The 16,837-nt window shown below is 56.0% G+C and carries 11 protein-coding genes; 8 read left to right on the top strand and 3 right to left on the bottom strand.

Features of this window, described 5'->3' with window-relative positions:
- The first annotated feature begins 197 nt into the window (after positions 1-197).
- Together SynA1528_RS12235 and SynA1528_RS12230 are read left to right on the top strand one after the other, a co-directional pair.
- Positions 198-6,149: an autotransporter-associated beta strand repeat-containing protein gene (locus tag SynA1528_RS12235; RefSeq protein WP_186586977.1), complete on the top strand. Its 5,952-nt coding sequence runs from the start codon at positions 198-200 to the stop codon at positions 6,147-6,149.
- Positions 6,150-6,235: 86 nt separating this feature from the next.
- Positions 6,236-7,498 carry a CHAT domain-containing protein gene (locus SynA1528_RS12230; protein ID WP_286187834.1) on the top strand — a complete coding sequence of 421 codons (1,263 nt, stop codon included), beginning with the start codon at positions 6,236-6,238 and terminating at the stop codon, positions 7,496-7,498.
- On the opposite strand, the gene SynA1528_RS12225 is transcribed toward SynA1528_RS12230, so the two are convergent.
- On the bottom strand, positions 7,479-8,591 hold the full coding sequence (locus SynA1528_RS12225) for an FAD-dependent oxidoreductase (protein WP_186586976.1): 1,113 nt from the start codon (positions 8,589-8,591) through the stop codon (positions 7,479-7,481). The genes SynA1528_RS12230 and SynA1528_RS12225 overlap by 20 nt on opposite strands.
- A gap of 88 nt (positions 8,592-8,679) precedes the next feature.
- Between SynA1528_RS12225 and gatB the strand changes: the two genes are divergently transcribed.
- Both gatB and SynA1528_RS12215 read left to right on the top strand, forming a co-directional pair.
- Complete coding sequence (gene gatB, locus SynA1528_RS12220; protein WP_186586975.1) at positions 8,680-10,158, top strand: Asp-tRNA(Asn)/Glu-tRNA(Gln) amidotransferase subunit GatB; 1,479 nt, start codon at positions 8,680-8,682, stop codon at positions 10,156-10,158.
- Positions 10,155-11,000 (top strand): prolyl hydroxylase family protein, encoded by an 846-nt coding sequence (locus SynA1528_RS12215; RefSeq protein ID WP_186586974.1) that lies wholly within the window; start codon positions 10,155-10,157, stop codon positions 10,998-11,000. Before gatB ends, SynA1528_RS12215 begins: the two co-directional genes overlap by 4 nt.
- Here the strand turns inward: SynA1528_RS12215 and coaE are convergent.
- Complete coding sequence (gene coaE / locus SynA1528_RS12210) at positions 10,960-11,556, bottom strand: dephospho-CoA kinase (RefSeq protein WP_186586973.1); 597 nt, start codon at positions 11,554-11,556, stop codon at positions 10,960-10,962. The genes SynA1528_RS12215 and coaE overlap by 41 nt on opposite strands.
- A gap of 14 nt (positions 11,557-11,570) precedes the next feature.
- On the opposite strand from coaE, the gene argJ reads away from it, so the two are divergent.
- From argJ to SynA1528_RS12190, 4 genes are read left to right on the top strand one after another with little or no spacing between them, the layout of a single operon-like run.
- Entirely contained in the window at positions 11,571-12,800 is a 1,230-nt protein-coding gene (gene argJ, locus SynA1528_RS12205) for a bifunctional glutamate N-acetyltransferase/amino-acid acetyltransferase ArgJ (protein WP_286187833.1), read from the top strand.
- A 37-nt stretch (positions 12,801-12,837) separates the two neighbouring features.
- Entirely contained in the window at positions 12,838-13,434 is a 597-nt protein-coding gene (locus tag SynA1528_RS12200) for a hypothetical protein (protein ID WP_186586972.1), read from the top strand.
- Between the two features lie 50 nt (positions 13,435-13,484).
- Positions 13,485-13,817: a hypothetical protein gene (locus SynA1528_RS12195; protein ID WP_186586971.1), complete on the top strand. Its 333-nt coding sequence runs from the start codon at positions 13,485-13,487 to the stop codon at positions 13,815-13,817.
- The gene (locus SynA1528_RS12190; protein ID WP_186586970.1) at positions 13,817-15,469 is read left to right on the top strand and encodes an ABC1 kinase family protein; all 1,653 of its coding nucleotides are present in this window, start codon (positions 13,817-13,819) and stop codon (positions 15,467-15,469) included. Before SynA1528_RS12195 ends, SynA1528_RS12190 begins: the two co-directional genes overlap by 1 nt.
- Positions 15,470-15,485: 16 nt before the next feature.
- Here SynA1528_RS12190 and eno read toward each other — a convergent pair whose 3' ends face one another.
- Positions 15,486-16,778 carry a phosphopyruvate hydratase gene (eno, locus tag SynA1528_RS12185; RefSeq protein ID WP_186586969.1) on the bottom strand — a complete coding sequence of 431 codons (1,293 nt, stop codon included), beginning with the start codon at positions 16,776-16,778 and terminating at the stop codon, positions 15,486-15,488.
- Positions 16,779-16,837 lie beyond the last annotated feature (59 nt).

The following is a 16,837-nucleotide window of genomic DNA, read 5'->3' as shown; positions in this document are numbered from 1 at the left end:
ACTGTGATGACTGTCGCCTACAGGTTTTGGCTTGACAAAGCAGTGGACTTCAGTTGCCAATTCAACACAAAATTCATGGACAATTGAAGAATAATATAGTTTTTTATTTATGATTGTATGGGTGATTTGCACATCTGTGCGAGGCTGTGTTAAAAGCTGACGCATCCGATTTGGGCAGGCTGGTTCAACAAAGGTTTATGGCATCAACTGGTTCCAAGAACTTCATTCGTTTCTCCTTGGGTGTGTTCCTGGGGATGTCAAGCATCTTGAACCAGTCTCCAGCTTCTGCGGAGATTCGTGCTGGACAAGGTAAAGGGTTCGACACCAAGGTGAACGGCCAGAAAGGTGGGCGCTGCAGTGCTGGTGTGTGCCGCATCAGTGGTGGTAAGAAATCTGGCCGCAATAAATTCATGCGGTTCAAGGATTTCGACACCCGCGGCAAGATCAAGAGCGTTCAAATTGATACAGGAGGTAAGCGTAATCTTGTAGTGGGTGTGACATCACCTCTCGGTACACATATTAATAAATCTATTCAGTTTTCGTCAAAGGCAAATCTGTACTGGCTATCGCCAGGAGGGATTCATCTTGGATCGGGTGTAGGGTTCGTTAATGTACCAAGCTTGAATCTGAGTACCACTAGATCGCTGCGTTTTGGCGATGGACTGTTCGACGTATTCAAGACTCGAGCCGCCAATCTTGATGCGCTGAAAGGAAACCCGCTCCCGGGAGCGCTTGGGTTCAGCGGTACGGATTCGCTGGATGTTGTCAATCATGCCGATGACACGGTCCCGGTGATTCAGATGGAGGGGATTGATATCCGAATTGATCGTGATTTGTTTGCTGACGCACCGGGTGGAGTTGTGGCGGTGCGGGAGAGCAAGATAAGTGTTGGCAATGATCAAGTCGACCGAGCACGGTTGACGTTGACAGGAGAAGAGGTTGTTGTTGGCGATGGTACGGAATTAATGGCGGTGCAAACCGGTGGTGGTGGAAAGATTGAAGTCGGCGGCAGTTGGCAAAATAGTGATGAAACGGTGCGCCAGGCGATCACTACTAAGATTGAAGAAGGAGCGGTGCTGGATGCGTCTGCCATTATTGATGGTGATGGTGGTGAAATTGTAGTGTGGAGTGATATCAACAACCCTGAGTCGGTGACAACTGTTGGAGGACAGTTGTTGGCGAGTGGTGGTGATAAAGAAGGGGATGGAGGTCATATTGAAACATCTGGCTTTGAGTTGTATGTGGCTGGAATTGATGTGGATGCCACTGCAATTCAAGGAGAGCAAGGTTTGTGGCTATTGGATCCGTTTGATTACACCTTGACTTCTTCTGAGGCTACGGCAATTGTTACTGCCCTAGAAGCTGGAAATGATGTCTCTATATCAACTGCATCCTCCTCAAGTAGTGTCGGGAGTGGCTCAGTCGCAGCATCTGGATCAGAAAGTGCAGAGGCCGGAACAATCACTGTTTCAAGTGAGGTAAATGTTGACTCTGGTGCTGGCGGTAGCTTGTCGCTAGTTGCTGATAAAGATATAATCATTAATGCTTCTATCATAAGTGACGGATCTGCGAGTAGTAAAGATTTGACGCTTGACTCCAAGACAGGTGTTGCGATCAATTCGGGGGCATCAATCGATTGGAATCCAGGATCATCATCAAACGTTTTCGTTACGGCATCTGACTCTGGTGGTTTGTCAGGAGCTGGTGGAGTTGTTGTCGCACAGGGAACAGTTTTGGATGTTACACAAGCCGGTGATACTACTTTCTCTGGAGTGATCTCAGGGGCTGGCGCTTTGAGTAAGGCTGGAAGTGGGACAACGACTCTTTCGGGTGCAAATACGTATACGGGTACGACAACAATATCGGCCGGAACGTTGAAAGTTACTGGCTCACTTGCCGATACGACAGCGGTAACAGTGGAAAGTGGTGCAACCTACGACGTTGATTCAAGCGACACTATCGGTTCACTCGCAGGAGCGGGAGCGATCCAATTGGCGTCAGGTGTAACGTTGACTGCAGGAGGTTTGAGTAATTTAAATACAACTTCTGAGGATTTTTCGTCAAGTAGTGATGGAACTGGAAGTTTAATCACCTCGTCTAGTCAGATTTCGGGCCAACAAGGAGTTAACAATTCATTTGATAATGGTAGTCAAGTTAAATCACTATTTTTTGGCAGGGTCGACGCATCTGATAGGCAAGCTACAACGGATAGTTTTGACCCTACAGATGGCGCGACAATTACATTCGATTTTATTTATGGAGACGACTTCAATGGTGGCGAGGAAGTTGAACTAGGCGAAGAAGTTATTTTAGAATATTCCATTGATGGAGGTTCATATACGTCCGGGTTGGAAATTACTATTTCCTCTTCTAGTAGGCAATGGAATAAATATTCATACTCTATTCCTGATTCTGTAGTAGATAGCCTTGCTTCAGGAAGCACCGCTACTTTTCGTTTCCGTCAGAAGAGTTTTAGTGCGGGGGGGAGTGGTATTTTTGACCACTGGGGACTTGATAATCTATCTCTGAAAACTGGAGCAGACGCCAGTACAGAAATCTCAGGTGTGATTTCTGGTGATGGTGCTTTTTCGAAGGCCGGAAGTGGGACTACAACACTATCAGGTGCAAATACGTATACGGGGACGACAACAATATCGGCCGGAACGTTGAAACTTACTGGCTCACTTGCGAATACAGCTTTAAGCGTAAGTAGTGGTGCAACATTCGATGTTGATGCTACAGATGAGATTGGTTCAATATCAGGATCTGGCGATATTGATGTAGCTTCAGGTGTCAAATTGACTGCTGGTGGGTTGAGCAATGCGAGTACTACATTTTCTGGTGTGATTTCTGGTGATGGTGCTTTTTCGAAGGCTGGGAGCGGGACCACGACACTATCAGGTGCAAATACTTTTTCGGGTGAGACATCGATTAATGAGGGAACCCTTTTAGTGTCAGGCTCTCTTTCAGACTCAACATTGGTGGATGTTGCCAGTGGAGCGAATTATAAAGTTGGTTCTGATGACACGATCGGTGGGTTGCAAGGTGCCGGAAGCGCTGATCTCAATTCAAATACTCTTACCGTCAATAATGCTGATACTAATGGGTCGACAACTTTCTCTGGCGTGATTGCTGGTTCAGGAAGTGGGTCATCATTGACTAAGGAAGGATCCGGAACATTGGAGTTGTCTGGAGCAAGTACTTATGAAGGAGCAACGTCGTTATCGGCCGGAACGTTGAAAGTTACTGGCTCACTTGCGAATACAGCTTTAAGTGTAAGTAGTGGTGCAACATTTGATGTTGATGCTACAGATGAGATTGGTTCAATATCAGGATCTGGCGACATTGATTTAGCTTCAGGTGTCACCTTAACTGCTGGTGGATTGAACAATGCGAGTACTACATTTTCTGGTGTGATTTCTGGTGATGGTGCTTTTTCGAAGGCCGGAAGTGGGACTACGACACTATCAGGCGCAAACACTTTTTCGGGTGAGACATCAATTAATGAGGGAACTCTTTTGTTGTCAGGCTCTCTTTCAGACTCAACAGTTGTGGATGTTGCCAGTGGAGCGAATTATAAAGTTGGCTCTAATGACACTATCGGTGGGTTGCAAGGTGCCGGAAACGCTGATCTCAATTCAAATACTCTTACCGTCAATATTGCCGATTCTGATGGGTCGACAACCTTCTCTGGCGTGATTGCTGGTTCAGGAAGTGGATCATCACTTACTAAGGAAGGATCCGGAACATTGAAGTTATCTGGAGCAAATACTTATGAAGGTGCAACGTCGGTCAGCGCTGGCGTTTTAGAGATATCAAGCGCTAGTGCTTTGGGGGCCACTACTCGTGGTATTGCCTCCAGTGGCACGTCTATTGATCAGGGGGCTGCACTTCATATTGTTGGTGGTTCGTCTACAGACGATTTTCTGTTAGCAGAGCAATTGGCTCTTGGTTCATCATCTGGTAGTGGAGAGGCGATAATACAGTTGGTCTCCGGTAGTGCCACGATTACCAATCCATTTGAGCTAACTGGGGATTCTGCCTTAGAAGCGCTAAGCGGGGAGTTGCTTCTGAACGACACCACGAGTTTGTCTGCTGCAGCAATGGTGACTGTTGGGAGTAGTTGTGGATCGTCGTCCAGCTGTAATTTGCGAATTGGCGGTAATGCTTCTGGTGGTGGCGGAACTGTTTCTACATTCTTTGATTCGATTGCTCCAAGCCTTAGCGATGGAATTAATTTAAGGAATACTATTGGCGACATAGCATACGACCAGGCTTTAACTGTTAACAATAATGGTGCTTTTAAGCTTGCTGGGGATTCTACTATTGCTGGGGCGGTTTCTATTGACTCGGCTGACATTCAATTTTCAAGTGCTAATGCTCTTCTTTCAAGTACGAATATCTCGCTTGAAAATAATGCGAAAATCTCATCTTTAACTGATATCCCTCTCGGTACCTCTTCGGGTGGTTCGCTAGCTAGTGTGACTCTCGGCCCCGGCGATCAAACTCTCTTTGTTGCCTCTGGAAGTACTGTTTCGATAGATAATATGACATTTTCTGGGCCCGGAAACTTCGTCAAGGATGGAGAAGGGACGCTTAAGTATTTTGATTCCTCGAGTGGTGGATTAGGAGAACTTACCTACTCAGGTTCGACAAAGGTTGTGGCTGGTCGATTGACCGTAAATGCGGGCAGTGCTTCGAGAGCATCTCTTACGGCGACTTGTTCAGGCAGTGGGACCTCCAACCTTTGCTCTTCACAGATTTCTGCTTCCCCTTCTCTAGAGCTGACACCAGAGCCAGAGGAAGAGGATGAGCCAGATCCGACGCTAGAGCTAACGCCGGAATCAATACTTGATCAACCAACCTTTGGCGACCCCGGTGGATTACCACCTTTTGGCGACCCCGGTGAATTACCACCTTTTGGCGACCCCGGTGAATTACCACCTTTTGGCGACCCCGGTGAATTACCACCTTTTGACGACCCCGGTGAATTACCACCTTTTGGCGACCCCGGTGAATTACCACCTTTTGACGACCCCGGTGAATTACCACCTTTTGACGACCTCGGTGATCAGCAACCCTTTGGAGGGCCTGAAACGATTGATGCCTTCATTTCTACATTTGTAACCGAAGGCAATGTCGAAACCATTGCGGATGCGATTGCTGTTATTGAAACAACAGCGACTATGCCAATGGTTTCCCCTTCTGTTGATGTTGCTGCAGCTCCTGAAATGTCAACGTCAACGAGTACTGCAAGCATGTCGCCTAATGCGCCTGTTTCGGCCGCTTCAACCTCAGACGTGGTTTCAGTTGTTGCCGCAACGACTGAGACAGGATCAACTGACGCTTCCTCGAGTGTGAACGATACAGTTGAAACAGTCGCAGCATCGCTTGTTCCGTCCAGTCTTTCTGCAGAGGGAACATCAGTCGATCTTTCTTTGGGTGATTCGTTTCAGGTTGCTACGGTGAGCTCTGAGGGGTCTTCCACATCATCGACTGCTACCTCCTCTGTTGGTGTGGCCAGTGCAACGTCAGAGTCAACCGCTGCTAGCGCAACGGCTGATGTTTCCAATTCAGAGGCTAGCTCTGGCTCTGATACAGCAGCTGGCTCCGAAACCTCAGCTGCTGGAGAAAGTGGAGAAGCTGCAGGCGAGACATCAGACTCAGCTGCCACTGATTCCTCGGATGACTCAGCTGCCACTGATTCCTCGGAGGACACATCAACGGAGGAAGGCGGAACCGACGACAGTGCCGATGAGGCAGACGCTGATGCAGAAGCAGAAGGAGATGCTGAGGGGGAAGGAGATGCTGAAGGGGAAGGAGATGCTGAAGGGGAAGGAGATGGTGAAGGAGAAACAGAAGGAGAAGGAGACGCAGAGGCAGGATCTGACGAAGAAGGAGAAGGCTCCTCTGAAGGAGATCAGGGAGGATCAGGAGGCCAGGAGTCGGCACCATCGGCAGCTGTAAACGTAAAACGAGTTGATGCCTCACAGGCTTTGGCAGGCGTTTCTGAAGGTGATAGTGCGGCGACAGATCGAGCTGTAGGTGCATTGAACTTGCCTAAACTTTCAGGCCGCCGTACGCCATCTGCAGGGCAGATTGGTAATTACTTGCAGCAGTTGCGACAACAAATAGCAGGAGGTCAATAGTGATCAAACAATTCCGGTACCTGCAAAAGTTACCTGACGGTTTGGTATCTCCTGTGAGATGGACACCTGAGACTCTGAGAATTAATTTGATCCCAATTTGGCGCCTTGCCTTTGTCTTGATCTGTTGCGCTCTTGGATCAGACCTGCTCAGACCTATTCACGTTTTTGCCAATCCAAATCCCGATACGGAGGCGACGCGGTCAGTGTCAGAGCTCCCTGGATTTGATCCCAAAAAATACAATCCTGCGGTGATCCACTTTCGTTATACTCAGGCGGAAGGTAGGACGTCTTCTGCAAAATCTGATTCATTTCTCGACATTACATTGATTCCTTCTAGTGGAGATGCTGAGGGATTTCGCGTCGAGCTTTCGTCAAAAGTGTTTCGCGACCAGTTGCGGCAGTTATACATGCAGCTTTCGAGACTTGAGCCCTTGAAGGTGGAAGACCCCGAGTCAGCATCCCGGCAGCTTTACGCTCTCTTTTTTTCTGAATTGCAGCCAGTCCTTCAAGCCAAAAAGGTAACGACATTGCTGATTGCTGCTGATCGTGGACTTCAGGCAGTCCCATTCGCGGCTCTGAGTGATGGGCAGCAATATTTCGGTGATCGGTTTGCTTTTGCGATCACACCGTCTCTGGCGCTTACTGACTTTGAGCAAAAAAGCAGTCCTGACGACCGTGTACTGGCACTCGGTGCCTCAGAATTCAAAGGTTTAGCCGCTTTGCCATTGGTTCCCCAGGAGCTGAATCGAATTTCTTCGGACGAAAAAAAAGATAAATTTCTTAATCAGGAATTTACCCCTTCATCTTTTCTGGATAAAGCGTCCGATCCTGGATATAGCACTCTCCATGTGGCTACACATGCTGAATTTAAGCCCGGTGGCCCTGAGGCGTCGCAACTGCACTCCGGCACTGGACCACTCTCAATGAAAGAGCTTGCCACGCTTCGCGAGAAACGTAAGGGTGTTCCGCTTGATCTGGTTGTCTTCAGTGCCTGCAGAACAGCTTTGGGTGATGCTGATGCTGAATTGGGTTTCAGCGGACTTGCATTGCAAGCTGGTGCTCGAAGTGCAGTAGGCACCCTTTGGTATGTCGATGATGTAGTGACGTCTGCTTATTTTGTTCAGATGTATCGCTATCTCGAGCAGGGTGTTCCTAAAGCTGAGGCGATGCAATTAACACGTCAGGCATTCATTCGCAATCAAATCAAGTTGTCTGGTAAGGAGCTGATCGGTGTTGATGGAATACCTTTGTTGCAGGAGCTCACGCCGTCTCAACAACGCCGTGTTTCAAATGGCGTTGCGAATCCGTTTTTCTGGGCTGGTATTGAGCTCATGGGTGCGCCTTGGTGAAGCGATCCCAGCGAAATTCATCAAGACAGTCCTGTCTGGTGTTGATCCCGCTCAGTGCCTCTGCAGTGATCTGAGCCGTGATTGCGGCCAGCAGGACTCCATTGCGGTGATGACCGCAGGCCAGCCAAAGCCTTGGGATGGGACTCTCGCCCAGAAGAGGTGCTTCATCAGGAGTGCAAGGCCTAAATCCCCACCACCGTTCCATCGGAGGCCAACCTGCTGCTGCAGGTAAAAGCGACTCCAACCCTGCTTGCAGCTGTTTCTGTCCATCAGGGGTGAGGCCTTCCTCGAAACCGGCGTGTCGTTCGCTGGTTGCGCCCACAACCACCAAACCGTCTTCCCGAGGAACCATGTAGGTTCCTGGCCCGAAGATCACCCGCTTGAGTGTTTCCCTTGGCCCTTGCAAGGACAGCATTTGTCCTTTGACCGGAAAGACGTTGAGTTCCGGAATGAGTTGATGGCTCCAGGCACCACAGGCCAATACAGCTTGCTGACATGCCAGAAGGCATTCATCACCTTCGGCGCTTTTCATCACGACGCCACTGAGAGCTCCAAAGGTGTCCCTTTGGATGTCCTTGACATGGCTGCCCTCTAGAAATTGAACTCCCAGGGAGACGCAGGCGCGTTCGAGTGCGCGCATGAGCTGCCTGCGGTTGTCGATCTGGCCGTCTTGCTCGAACAACAGACCGCTGGACCAACTCGGGCCGATACCCGGGAGTTCTTGCTCGAGTTCGACGCGATTGAGTTCCAGCCCATATCTGGCTGTGGGGTATTGCGTTCGTTCCCCGTCGCTCCGAAAAGGAACGACGATCCCGCAGGCCCTGAGCCCGCAGCTCAGACCGCTGTCCACTTCGATCTGTCCCACCCAACGGGGGATGAGTTCCAGACTGGTTTGCCCCAGTTGCAACAGAGCGCCCGATAGGCCCTCGGCATGGGGGGCAAGCATCCCGGCAGCCACAAATCCCGCTGCTTCACGTCGTTTGCGGCTGATCACGCGGACAGCCATTCCACGCCGTGCCAGCTGGTGGGCAATGGCCAACCCCATCAAGCCGCCACCAAGGATGAGGGTCGGCGTTCGCTCGGTCTGACTCATGGCATTCGTGACTGAGCTGAGGGTCTCAACAAGGGCGTTTCAGGGCTCCTCCTTTCCATAGGATCACTCAGATCGATGCATTGCCGTGATGGTCGCAGCAGAGCCCGCCTGGGAAGCCGTGATTGGCCTGGAAACCCATGTGCAGCTGGGGACCGACAGCAAGATCTTCACGTCGGCATCCACCTCGTTTGGAGACGACCCCAACACCCACATCGATCCGGTGGTCTGCGGACTGCCAGGGACGCTGCCGGTGCTGAATCAAAAGGTGCTCGAGTACGCCGTCAAGGCGGCGATGGCGCTGAACCTCAAGATCGCTGAGCACAGCAAGTTCGACCGCAAACAGTATTTCTATCCGGATCTGCCCAAGAACTACCAGATCTCCCAGTACGACGAGCCCATCGCCGAGGAGGGTTGGATTGAGGTGGAGGTGGCTGAGAAAGGCAAGGACACCTACCTGAAGACCATTGGGATCGAACGCCTTCACATGGAGGAGGACGCGGGCAAGCTTGTGCACGCCGGAAGTGACCGCCTGGCAGGCTCCACCCATTCCCTTGTGGACTACAACCGCGCTGGGGTGGCTTTGGCGGAGATCGTAAGCAAGCCGGACCTGCGCACCGGCCGTGAAGCGGCCGAATACGCCTCAGAGATCCGCCGGATTATGCGGTATCTGGGTGTTTCGGATGGAAATATGCAGGAAGGCTCCCTGCGCTGTGACGTCAACATCTCCGTGCGCCGAGGGCCCGATGCTCCCTTCGGGACGAAGGTTGAGATCAAGAACATGAACTCCTTCTCCGCCATTCAGAAGGCGTGTGAGTACGAGATCAAGCGTCAGGTGAAGGCGATTGAAGCGGGCGAGACGATCGTGCAGGAAACCCGCCTCTGGGACGAGGGCAAGCAGCTCACCAAGAGCATGCGCAGCAAAGAGGGTGCCAGCGATTACCGCTATTTCCCTGATCCCGACTTAGGCCCGATTGAGGTCAGTGCTGAGCAGCGGGAGGGTTGGCGTGCCGAACTGCCGGAACTGCCAGCGGCCAAGCGCCATCGCTACGCCGATGATCTGGGTTTGTCGCAATACGACGCCCGGGTGCTGACGGACGAACGGCCCATGGCCGACTACTACGAAGCCGTGGTGGCTGCCGGTGCCGATGCCAAGCTTTCAGCCAACTGGATCACTGGGGATATCGCCGCCTACGTGAATTCCCAGCGGTTGAGCTACAGCGAGCTGCCGTTTCGGCCTGAACAGCTTTCCGAGATGGTGATGTTGATCGATGGCGGCAAGATCAGCGGCAAGATCGCCAAGGACATCCTTCCAGAACTTCTGGAGAAGGGCGGTTCACCCAAGGCCATTGTTGATGAGCGCGGGCTCGGCATGATCAGTGACCCGGCGGCCATTGAGGCGATCGTGGATGAACTGCTGGTGGCTCACCCCGATGAAGTGGAGGCATTCCGTGGCGGCAAAAACAAGCTTCAGGGCTTCTTCGTGGGTCAATTGATGAAGAAGACCGGGGGTAAGGCAGATCCCAAGTTGGCCAATCAGATTTTGAGCAGAAAACTGAAAGGGGAATGACAGCCAGTCGGGCCATTCCGGACGCCTGGAGTGACTGGCTTCGGCACAACCGTGATCGCGGTTGTGCGCGGGATGGCCTGGTGGACCGGGCGATGGCGCAGGGCTTCGATCGCGAGGCGATCGAGGCTGTTCTCGATCAGGGAACATCACAAGAGACTGCTCCCGTGCAGTTGGCTGACAGCAAACCATCGCTGCAATCGGTGAACTGGCTTGGCTGGTTTGAGGCTCCGATTACACGCCCGGATCACCAGCCGAGAGCCTGGCGTTTGGATACTCCGCTGGCCCAGATTTATGAGTTGCCGCACCTGCTTGACCGGGACGAGTGCGAGGAAGTGATTGAGGTAATCAACAGTTCTTTAAAACCGTCCACGGTCACCCGAGGCAGCAGTGACTACCGCACCAGTCGAACCTGCCATCTGCGCCAGAACCACCCAGCCCTGGCGGCGCGATTGGATCAACGATTTGCCGAACTGTTGGGTGTTGATCCGCGGTTGTCTGAACCCATTCAGGGGCAGCGGTATGACCCTGGTGAGTACTTCAAGGAGCACACCGATTGGTTTTCCCCCGGCACCAAGGAATTCACCAAACACACCACGAGTGGTGGGCAACGCACCTGGACGTTGATGGTGTATCTGAACGCTGTGGAACGCGGTGGTGAGACCTGCTTCAAGCGCCTTGGGCGCTGTTTCACGCCAGTGCCTGGCCTTGCGTTGGCTTGGAACAATCTGCAGGCCGATGGCACGCCCAATCCCTTCACCTTGCATGAAGCCATACCGGTCGAGAAGGGCAGTAAATGGGTGATCACCAAGTGGTTCCGGGAGAAACCGGGTCGCAACGGTTGACCGCTGCCACCAGCGCATCGAGTGCGCCGCTGTTCTCAATGACCTGGTCTGCGAGGTTCCGCTTACGGGCAAGGGGCCACTGCGCCAGCAGTCGTGCCTGTGCTTCTTCCTCGGTCAGCCCGTCCCGTTGCATCATCCGCGCCAGTTGCTGTTCGGGTGTGCAGTTCACGAGCCAGATTTCGCTGCACAGAGACTCCAACCCTGCTTCGAACAGTAAAGGGATCATCAGCACCACCACCGGTTCATGGCTGCGCCGCTCCAGCTCCTGCTGAAACCGGTCCCGCACGACGGGATGAATCAAGGCCTCGAGCCAACGGCGTTCGACGGAATCGTTGAACACGATTCGTCCGAGGGCTTTGCGGTTCAGATGGGCGGCAGTCCCCACCGCTGAACCGAAACGCTCCATCACCGCCTCTGATGCAGGCGTGTTCGGAGACAAGGCGTCGCGAGCGTATTGATCGGCATCGAGCACGGGCCAGCCCCGTGCTTCGAGCAAACGGCCGACGCTGCTTTTTCCACTGGCAATGCCACCGGTGAGGCCGATGCGGCGCTGCATGCTGCCGAAGGAGGATGGTTCAAGTTTCCCTCGGCTGTGCCATGCATTCCCCCTGGCAGATGGTCACCGGAGGTGTCACCGCTCCCCAGGGCTTTCAGGCATCGGGTGTCGCGGTGGGTTTGAAGCCCTCCGGCAAGCCGGACCTCGCCCTGCTGGTGGCGCCCGAACCAGCGGTCTGTGCCGGCAGCTTCACCACCTCCGTCGTGCGGGCGGCCTGTGTGGATCTCTGCGCTGAACGTCTGGCCGCCAAGGGGGGAGTGGCAAGAGCGGTTCTGATCAATTCCGGGCAGGCCAATGCCTGCACTGGTGACCGCGGTCTGATCGACAGTCAGCGCGCCACCCAGGCCCTCGCCGATCTCCTGGGGCTTGATGCCGAGGGGGTGTTGATCTGCTCGACCGGTGTGATCGGCGTGCCGATCCCGATGCCGACACTGCTGGCGGGGCTCGATCCCTTGGTGGAGACGATGTCAGCGCAAGCTGGCGCGGCGGCTGCCAACGCCATCCTCACCACCGATCTGGTGGACAAACAGGTGGCGTTGGAAGCCAACCTTGGCGAGCGGAAGGTGCGTATTGGCGGGATGGCCAAGGGGTCGGGAATGATCCATCCGGACATGGCGACCATGCTGGGTTTCTTCAGCTGCGATGCCGGTGTTGAACCGTCGCTGTGGAACGCCATGGTGAGCCGGGCGGTGCAGCGCTCCTTCAACGCCATCACCGTTGATGGCGACACCAGCACCAACGACACTGTGCTGGCTTTTGCGGCTGGTGCACCGCTGGATTCGGCCCACCATGCGGCTCTGGAGCAGGGGCTGATCGAAGCGATGCAGCACTTGGCCAAGGCCATTGCCCGGGATGGCGAGGGGGCCACCTGTCTGATAGAGGTGCAAGTGGAGGGCGCTCCGGATGCACCAGCAGCGCGGCGCGTGGCCCGCACCATCGCCGGCTCCTCCTTGGTGAAAACGGCTGTCCATGGGCGGGATCCCAATTGGGGCCGGATCGTTGCGGCCGCTGGCCGGTCGGGTGTCGCCTTTGATCCGGACGCCGTCGCTCTCTGGATCGGCCCGCATCAATTGATGCAATCCGGTCAGCCCCTCTCCTTCGATCGGGAGGCCGCCAGTGCCGTGTTGCGGCAAGAAACGGTGGTGATCCGGATCCACCTGGGCGCTGGCCCCGGCCAGGGGTGTGCCTGGGGCTGTGACCTGTCTGATCAATACGTGCGTATCAACGCCGACTACACCACTTGACCTTGGCCTGGTTGCGAATGGCTGCAAAAATCGAGCCATGAACCAACCCACCGAGCCCAGCGAAACCAAGGTCGAGGCAGCGCAGAGGCGCCGACCACGCTTTTGGGTCGGCCCCTTGGTGACCGGTTGTTGTTTTTCCTTGGGCTATGGCATTACCCATCGGGTAGTGACCCTGCAAACCAACCCTGACCCCCCACGCCAGCCGGAGCCCTTTGCCGGTCTCGCGTTTCCAGGTGAATCGCTGGCGTCGCTGCGCCAAGCGAATGGCAGCAAGGTCCCTCTGATGGTGGATGTTGCCGCCATCGAAGCCAAGGAAGAGGCAGAGCGTCAGGCCAAAGCCAAGGCTGAAGAGCAAGCCCGCCTTCAGGCGGAATTAGCCCGCAAGGAGGAACTGGCCTTGCAGGCGCCCTTACCTGAGCCCACCTGGACTGCACCGGCTTGGACGCAACCCGAACAGCTGTGGCCAGAGGAGCCTCAGCCTGAACCGGCTGCCTTGATCGATCCATTGGTGGATCCTTCGGTTGACCCTTTCAATCCCATTGATCCAGTGCTGGAGGCGACGGACTCTGAGGTGAGCGTTGATCAGGACGAATTCTTTGTTCCCCTGGAACCGGTAGCAGCCCCCAATCCGTAGCTCGGTTGAACCAACGGATCTGCCAGAGTTTCCTCCTTCTCGAGGCGCTCATGGGGTCTTCGGACGCGTTCATCCGTGCCACCGTCAACCGGATCAGTGCCCGCCTGGGTCATGGTCTGGCGGACGCAGCGGCTGAGATTGCCGTGCTCGCTCAGGATGCTCCGGAGCGCCTGCGCCAGGAATGGGAGCTGTTCCAGGACGAGGTTCGGGCGGAAGCCGAGCGACTGGAACATGGCGACGCTCCTCCACCTCCAGCATCCGATTCCTGCGTTGAGTCCGCCGTCATCAGCACCGATTCAAACCCGAGCTCTCCTCAGGAGATGGTGGATCGCCTGCGCGCCTCCATCGCCGAGATCAACCGTGCCCTTGAGGCCCGCTCCTGATGGGTCGGATGCTGCGGGGGCTGCGGATCTGGCGCGCCGTCCTCACCTTGCTGCTGTTCCTGTGGTGGGACAGCCAGGCCTGGACCTACCGAGGTGGGCAGACCGCGAACAGTCGCGCCGCGAGGCAGCAGGCGCGGGCGCGCTGGCTGACCGCTGAGCTGCTGCGGCTGGGCTCGGCCTTCATCAAGCTGGGGCAGTTGCTCTCTGCACGCCCGGACATCCTCCCGGCCGGCTGGGTGGCGGAGTTGGCGTCCCTGCAGGACAGCGTTCCCGCGTTTCCCTTTGAGCAGGTGCAAACCGTCCTGGAAGAGGAGCTGGGGCCCCGTTGCGCCGAAGTGATTGACCTCGATCCGGTGCCTTTGGGTGCCGCCTCTTTGGCCCAGGTGCACCGGGCCAGCCTGCGCAGTGGCCGGCAGGTGGTGCTGAAGATCCAACGGCCCGGGCTCGACACGTTGTTCCGGCTGGATCTGGAGGTGATGCAGCAGGTGGCGGCAGTGCTTCAGCGTCACCCAAGTTGGGGGCGCGGGCGCGACTGGCCGGCGATGGCACGGGAGTGTCGGCGGGTGTTGTTGCGGGAACTGGATTTCAGGGTTGAGGCGCAGTACGCAGCCCGCTTCCGTCAGCAGTTCCTCGACGACGAGCGCATCCGCATTCCTGCGGTGGTTTGGGAGCAAAGCACCCGTCGGGTGCTTTGCCTTGATTATTTGCCGGGAATCAAGGTCAACGACCGGGAGGCGCTGCTGGACGCCGGCATCGATCCCTCTGCTGTGGCGGAAATCGGAGCAGCCAGCTACCTCAAGCAGTTGGTGCGCTTTGGCTTCTTCCACGCTGACCCCCATCCCGGCAATCTGGCGGTGGCCAGTGATGGCGCTCTCATCTACTACGACTTCGGGATGATGGGGCTGCTCTCCGATGGCCTGCGCCGTCGGCTGGGCTCCATGGTGCGGGCGGCTGCAGCGAGAGATTCGGCCGCGCTGGTGCAGGAGATGCAGGCGGCGGGGGTCATCTCCAGGGGCATTGATGTCGGCCCGGTCCGCCGGTTGGTGCGTTTGATGCTCAAGGAGGCCCTCACCCCTCCCTTCAGCAGCAATGTGATCGACAAGCTCTCCGGTGACCTCTACGACCTGGTGTATGGCCAGCCGTTTCGCCTGCCGGTGGAGCTGATCTTCGTCATGCGGGCACTCTCGACCTTTGAGGGCGTCGGCCGCAGCCTCGATCCGGCTTTTAGCCTCGTAGCGATAGCTAAGCCTTACCTCCTTCCTCTGATGACGTCGAGCGGATCCGGCTCCAGCGACCTGTTCAATGAACTTGGACGTCAGGTGGGAGCGTTGAGCAGCCGCGCTGCGGCCCTCCCCCGTCGTCTGGACGAGAGTCTGGAACGGCTGGAGCAGGGTGATCTGCAGCTGCAAGTGCGTCTGGGAGAGTCCGATCGCCAGTTCCGACGCATGACGCTGGCGCAGCAGTCCATCGGTCAGTCGGTGCTGCTGGGCTGCCTGGCCCTGTCCACTGCCATCGTCGGCGCCAGTGTTCGACCGCTCTGGGCCGTGCTTCCTGCTGCTGCCGCAATACCCGTGGGCATGGGTTGGTTCCGCATGCAAGTGCGCATTCGCCGGGACCAGCGACTGGAGCAGTTGCCTGGCTCCAATCGCTGAGGGCAACGCTTGCCGATCAGCCGTTGCCGCGGGGTCCCTGGCCCACAGCTCCGGCATAGATGGCCTGGCTTCCCAGTTCGTCTTCGATGCGAAGCAACTGGTTGTACTTGGCCACGCGTTCGCTGCGGCTGAGGGAACCGGTTTTGATCTGCCCGGCGCGGGTGGCGACGGATAGATCAGCGATGGTGGTGTCTTCGGTTTCGCCGCTGCGGTGGCTGATCACGCTGGTGTAACCGGAGCGCCCTGCCAGATCGATGGCCTGGAGGGTTTCGGTGAGGGAACCGATCTGGTTCACCTTGATCAGAATCGAGTTGGCCGTGGCGCTGTCGATGCCCTGTTGCAGGCGTTTGGTGTTGGTCACGAACAGGTCATCGCCCACCAGCTGCACCCTGCCGCCGAGGCGTTCGGTGAGCAGCTTCCAGCCCTCCCAGTCGTCTTCCGCCAGGCCGTCCTCGATCGACACGATCGGGAATTTGTCCACCAGCTGCTCCAGCTGGCCAACCATTTCGGCACTGTCGTAGCTGCCACCATCGAAGGCGTAGCGGCCGTTTTCGAAGAATTCGGTGCTGGCCACGTCCAGGGCCAGGGAGATCTGCTCGCCAGGCTTGTAGCCGGCCTTGCTGATTGCCTCCACCAGGATCTCTCCGGCTTCCACATTGCCGAGGTCGGGGGCGAAACCACCCTCATCCCCCACAGAGGTGCTCATGCCCTTGGCCTTGAGCAGACCTTTCAGCGTGTGGAAGACCTCAGTACCCATGCGCAGGGCCTCACGGAAGCTGGGAGCGCCGTGGGGCACCAGCATGAATTCCTGGAAATCCAGGCTGTTGGCGGCATGGGCGCCTCCGTTGATCACGTTCATCAACGGCACCGGCAGCAGGTTGGCCATCGGTCCACCCAGGTAGCGGTACAGGGGCAGACCCAGTCCGTTGGCGGCGGCGCGGGCGGTGGCCATGCTCACCGCGAGAATCGCATTGGCCCCCAGGCTGGATTTGTTGTCGCTGCCGTCCAGCTCGAGCATCGCAGCATCCACGGCGGCCTGATCCAGGGCGGAAAGTCCGCACAGGGTCGGCGCGATGCGCTCTTCGATGTGGGTCACGGCCTGGCTGACGCCTTTGCCCATGTAACGGTCGCCGCCGTCACGCAATTCATGGGCCTCGTGGGCACCGGTGCTGGCGCCACTGGGCACGATCGCCCGGCCCATGGCACCACCTTCGAGCAGCACTTCTGCTTCAACGGTTGGATTGCCGCGGGAATCGAGCACCTCTCGGGCCACGATGGTGTCGATGACGAGGTCGAGCGAATCGATCACGTTGGGCGGGGCATAAACCTGGCGATCTTATGGGTCGCCCCCTGCTCTCGCATTGTGAC

The organism is Synechococcus sp. A15-28, from assembly GCF_014280175.1.
Classification (GTDB): Bacteria; Cyanobacteriota; Cyanobacteriia; order PCC-6307; family Cyanobiaceae; genus Parasynechococcus.
The sequence above is the reverse complement of the archived record's forward strand: the minus strand, read 5'-3'. Positions and strand labels throughout refer to the sequence as shown.

What these genes read in the sequence shown, in the direction of transcription:
- SynA1528_RS12235 (WP_186586977.1), top strand. Translation starts at nt 198, where the DNA reads ATGGCATCAACTGGTTCCAAGAACTTCATTCGTTTCTCCTTGGGTGTG.
- SynA1528_RS12225 (WP_186586976.1), bottom strand. Translation starts at nt 8,591, where the DNA reads ATGAGTCAGACCGAGCGAACGCCGACCCTCATCCTTGGTGGCGGCTTG.
- gatB (WP_186586975.1), top strand. Translation starts at nt 8,680, where the DNA reads ATGGTCGCAGCAGAGCCCGCCTGGGAAGCCGTGATTGGCCTGGAAACC.
- SynA1528_RS12215 (WP_186586974.1), top strand. Translation starts at nt 10,155, where the DNA reads ATGACAGCCAGTCGGGCCATTCCGGACGCCTGGAGTGACTGGCTTCGG.
- coaE (WP_186586973.1), bottom strand. Translation starts at nt 11,556, where the DNA reads ATGCAGCGCCGCATCGGCCTCACCGGTGGCATTGCCAGTGGAAAAAGC.
- argJ (WP_286187833.1), top strand. Translation starts at nt 11,571, where the DNA reads ATGGTTCAAGTTTCCCTCGGCTGTGCCATGCATTCCCCCTGGCAGATG.
- SynA1528_RS12200 (WP_186586972.1), top strand. Translation starts at nt 12,838, where the DNA reads ATGAACCAACCCACCGAGCCCAGCGAAACCAAGGTCGAGGCAGCGCAG.
- SynA1528_RS12195 (WP_186586971.1), top strand. Translation starts at nt 13,485, where the DNA reads ATGGGGTCTTCGGACGCGTTCATCCGTGCCACCGTCAACCGGATCAGT.
- SynA1528_RS12190 (WP_186586970.1), top strand. Translation starts at nt 13,817, where the DNA reads ATGGGTCGGATGCTGCGGGGGCTGCGGATCTGGCGCGCCGTCCTCACC.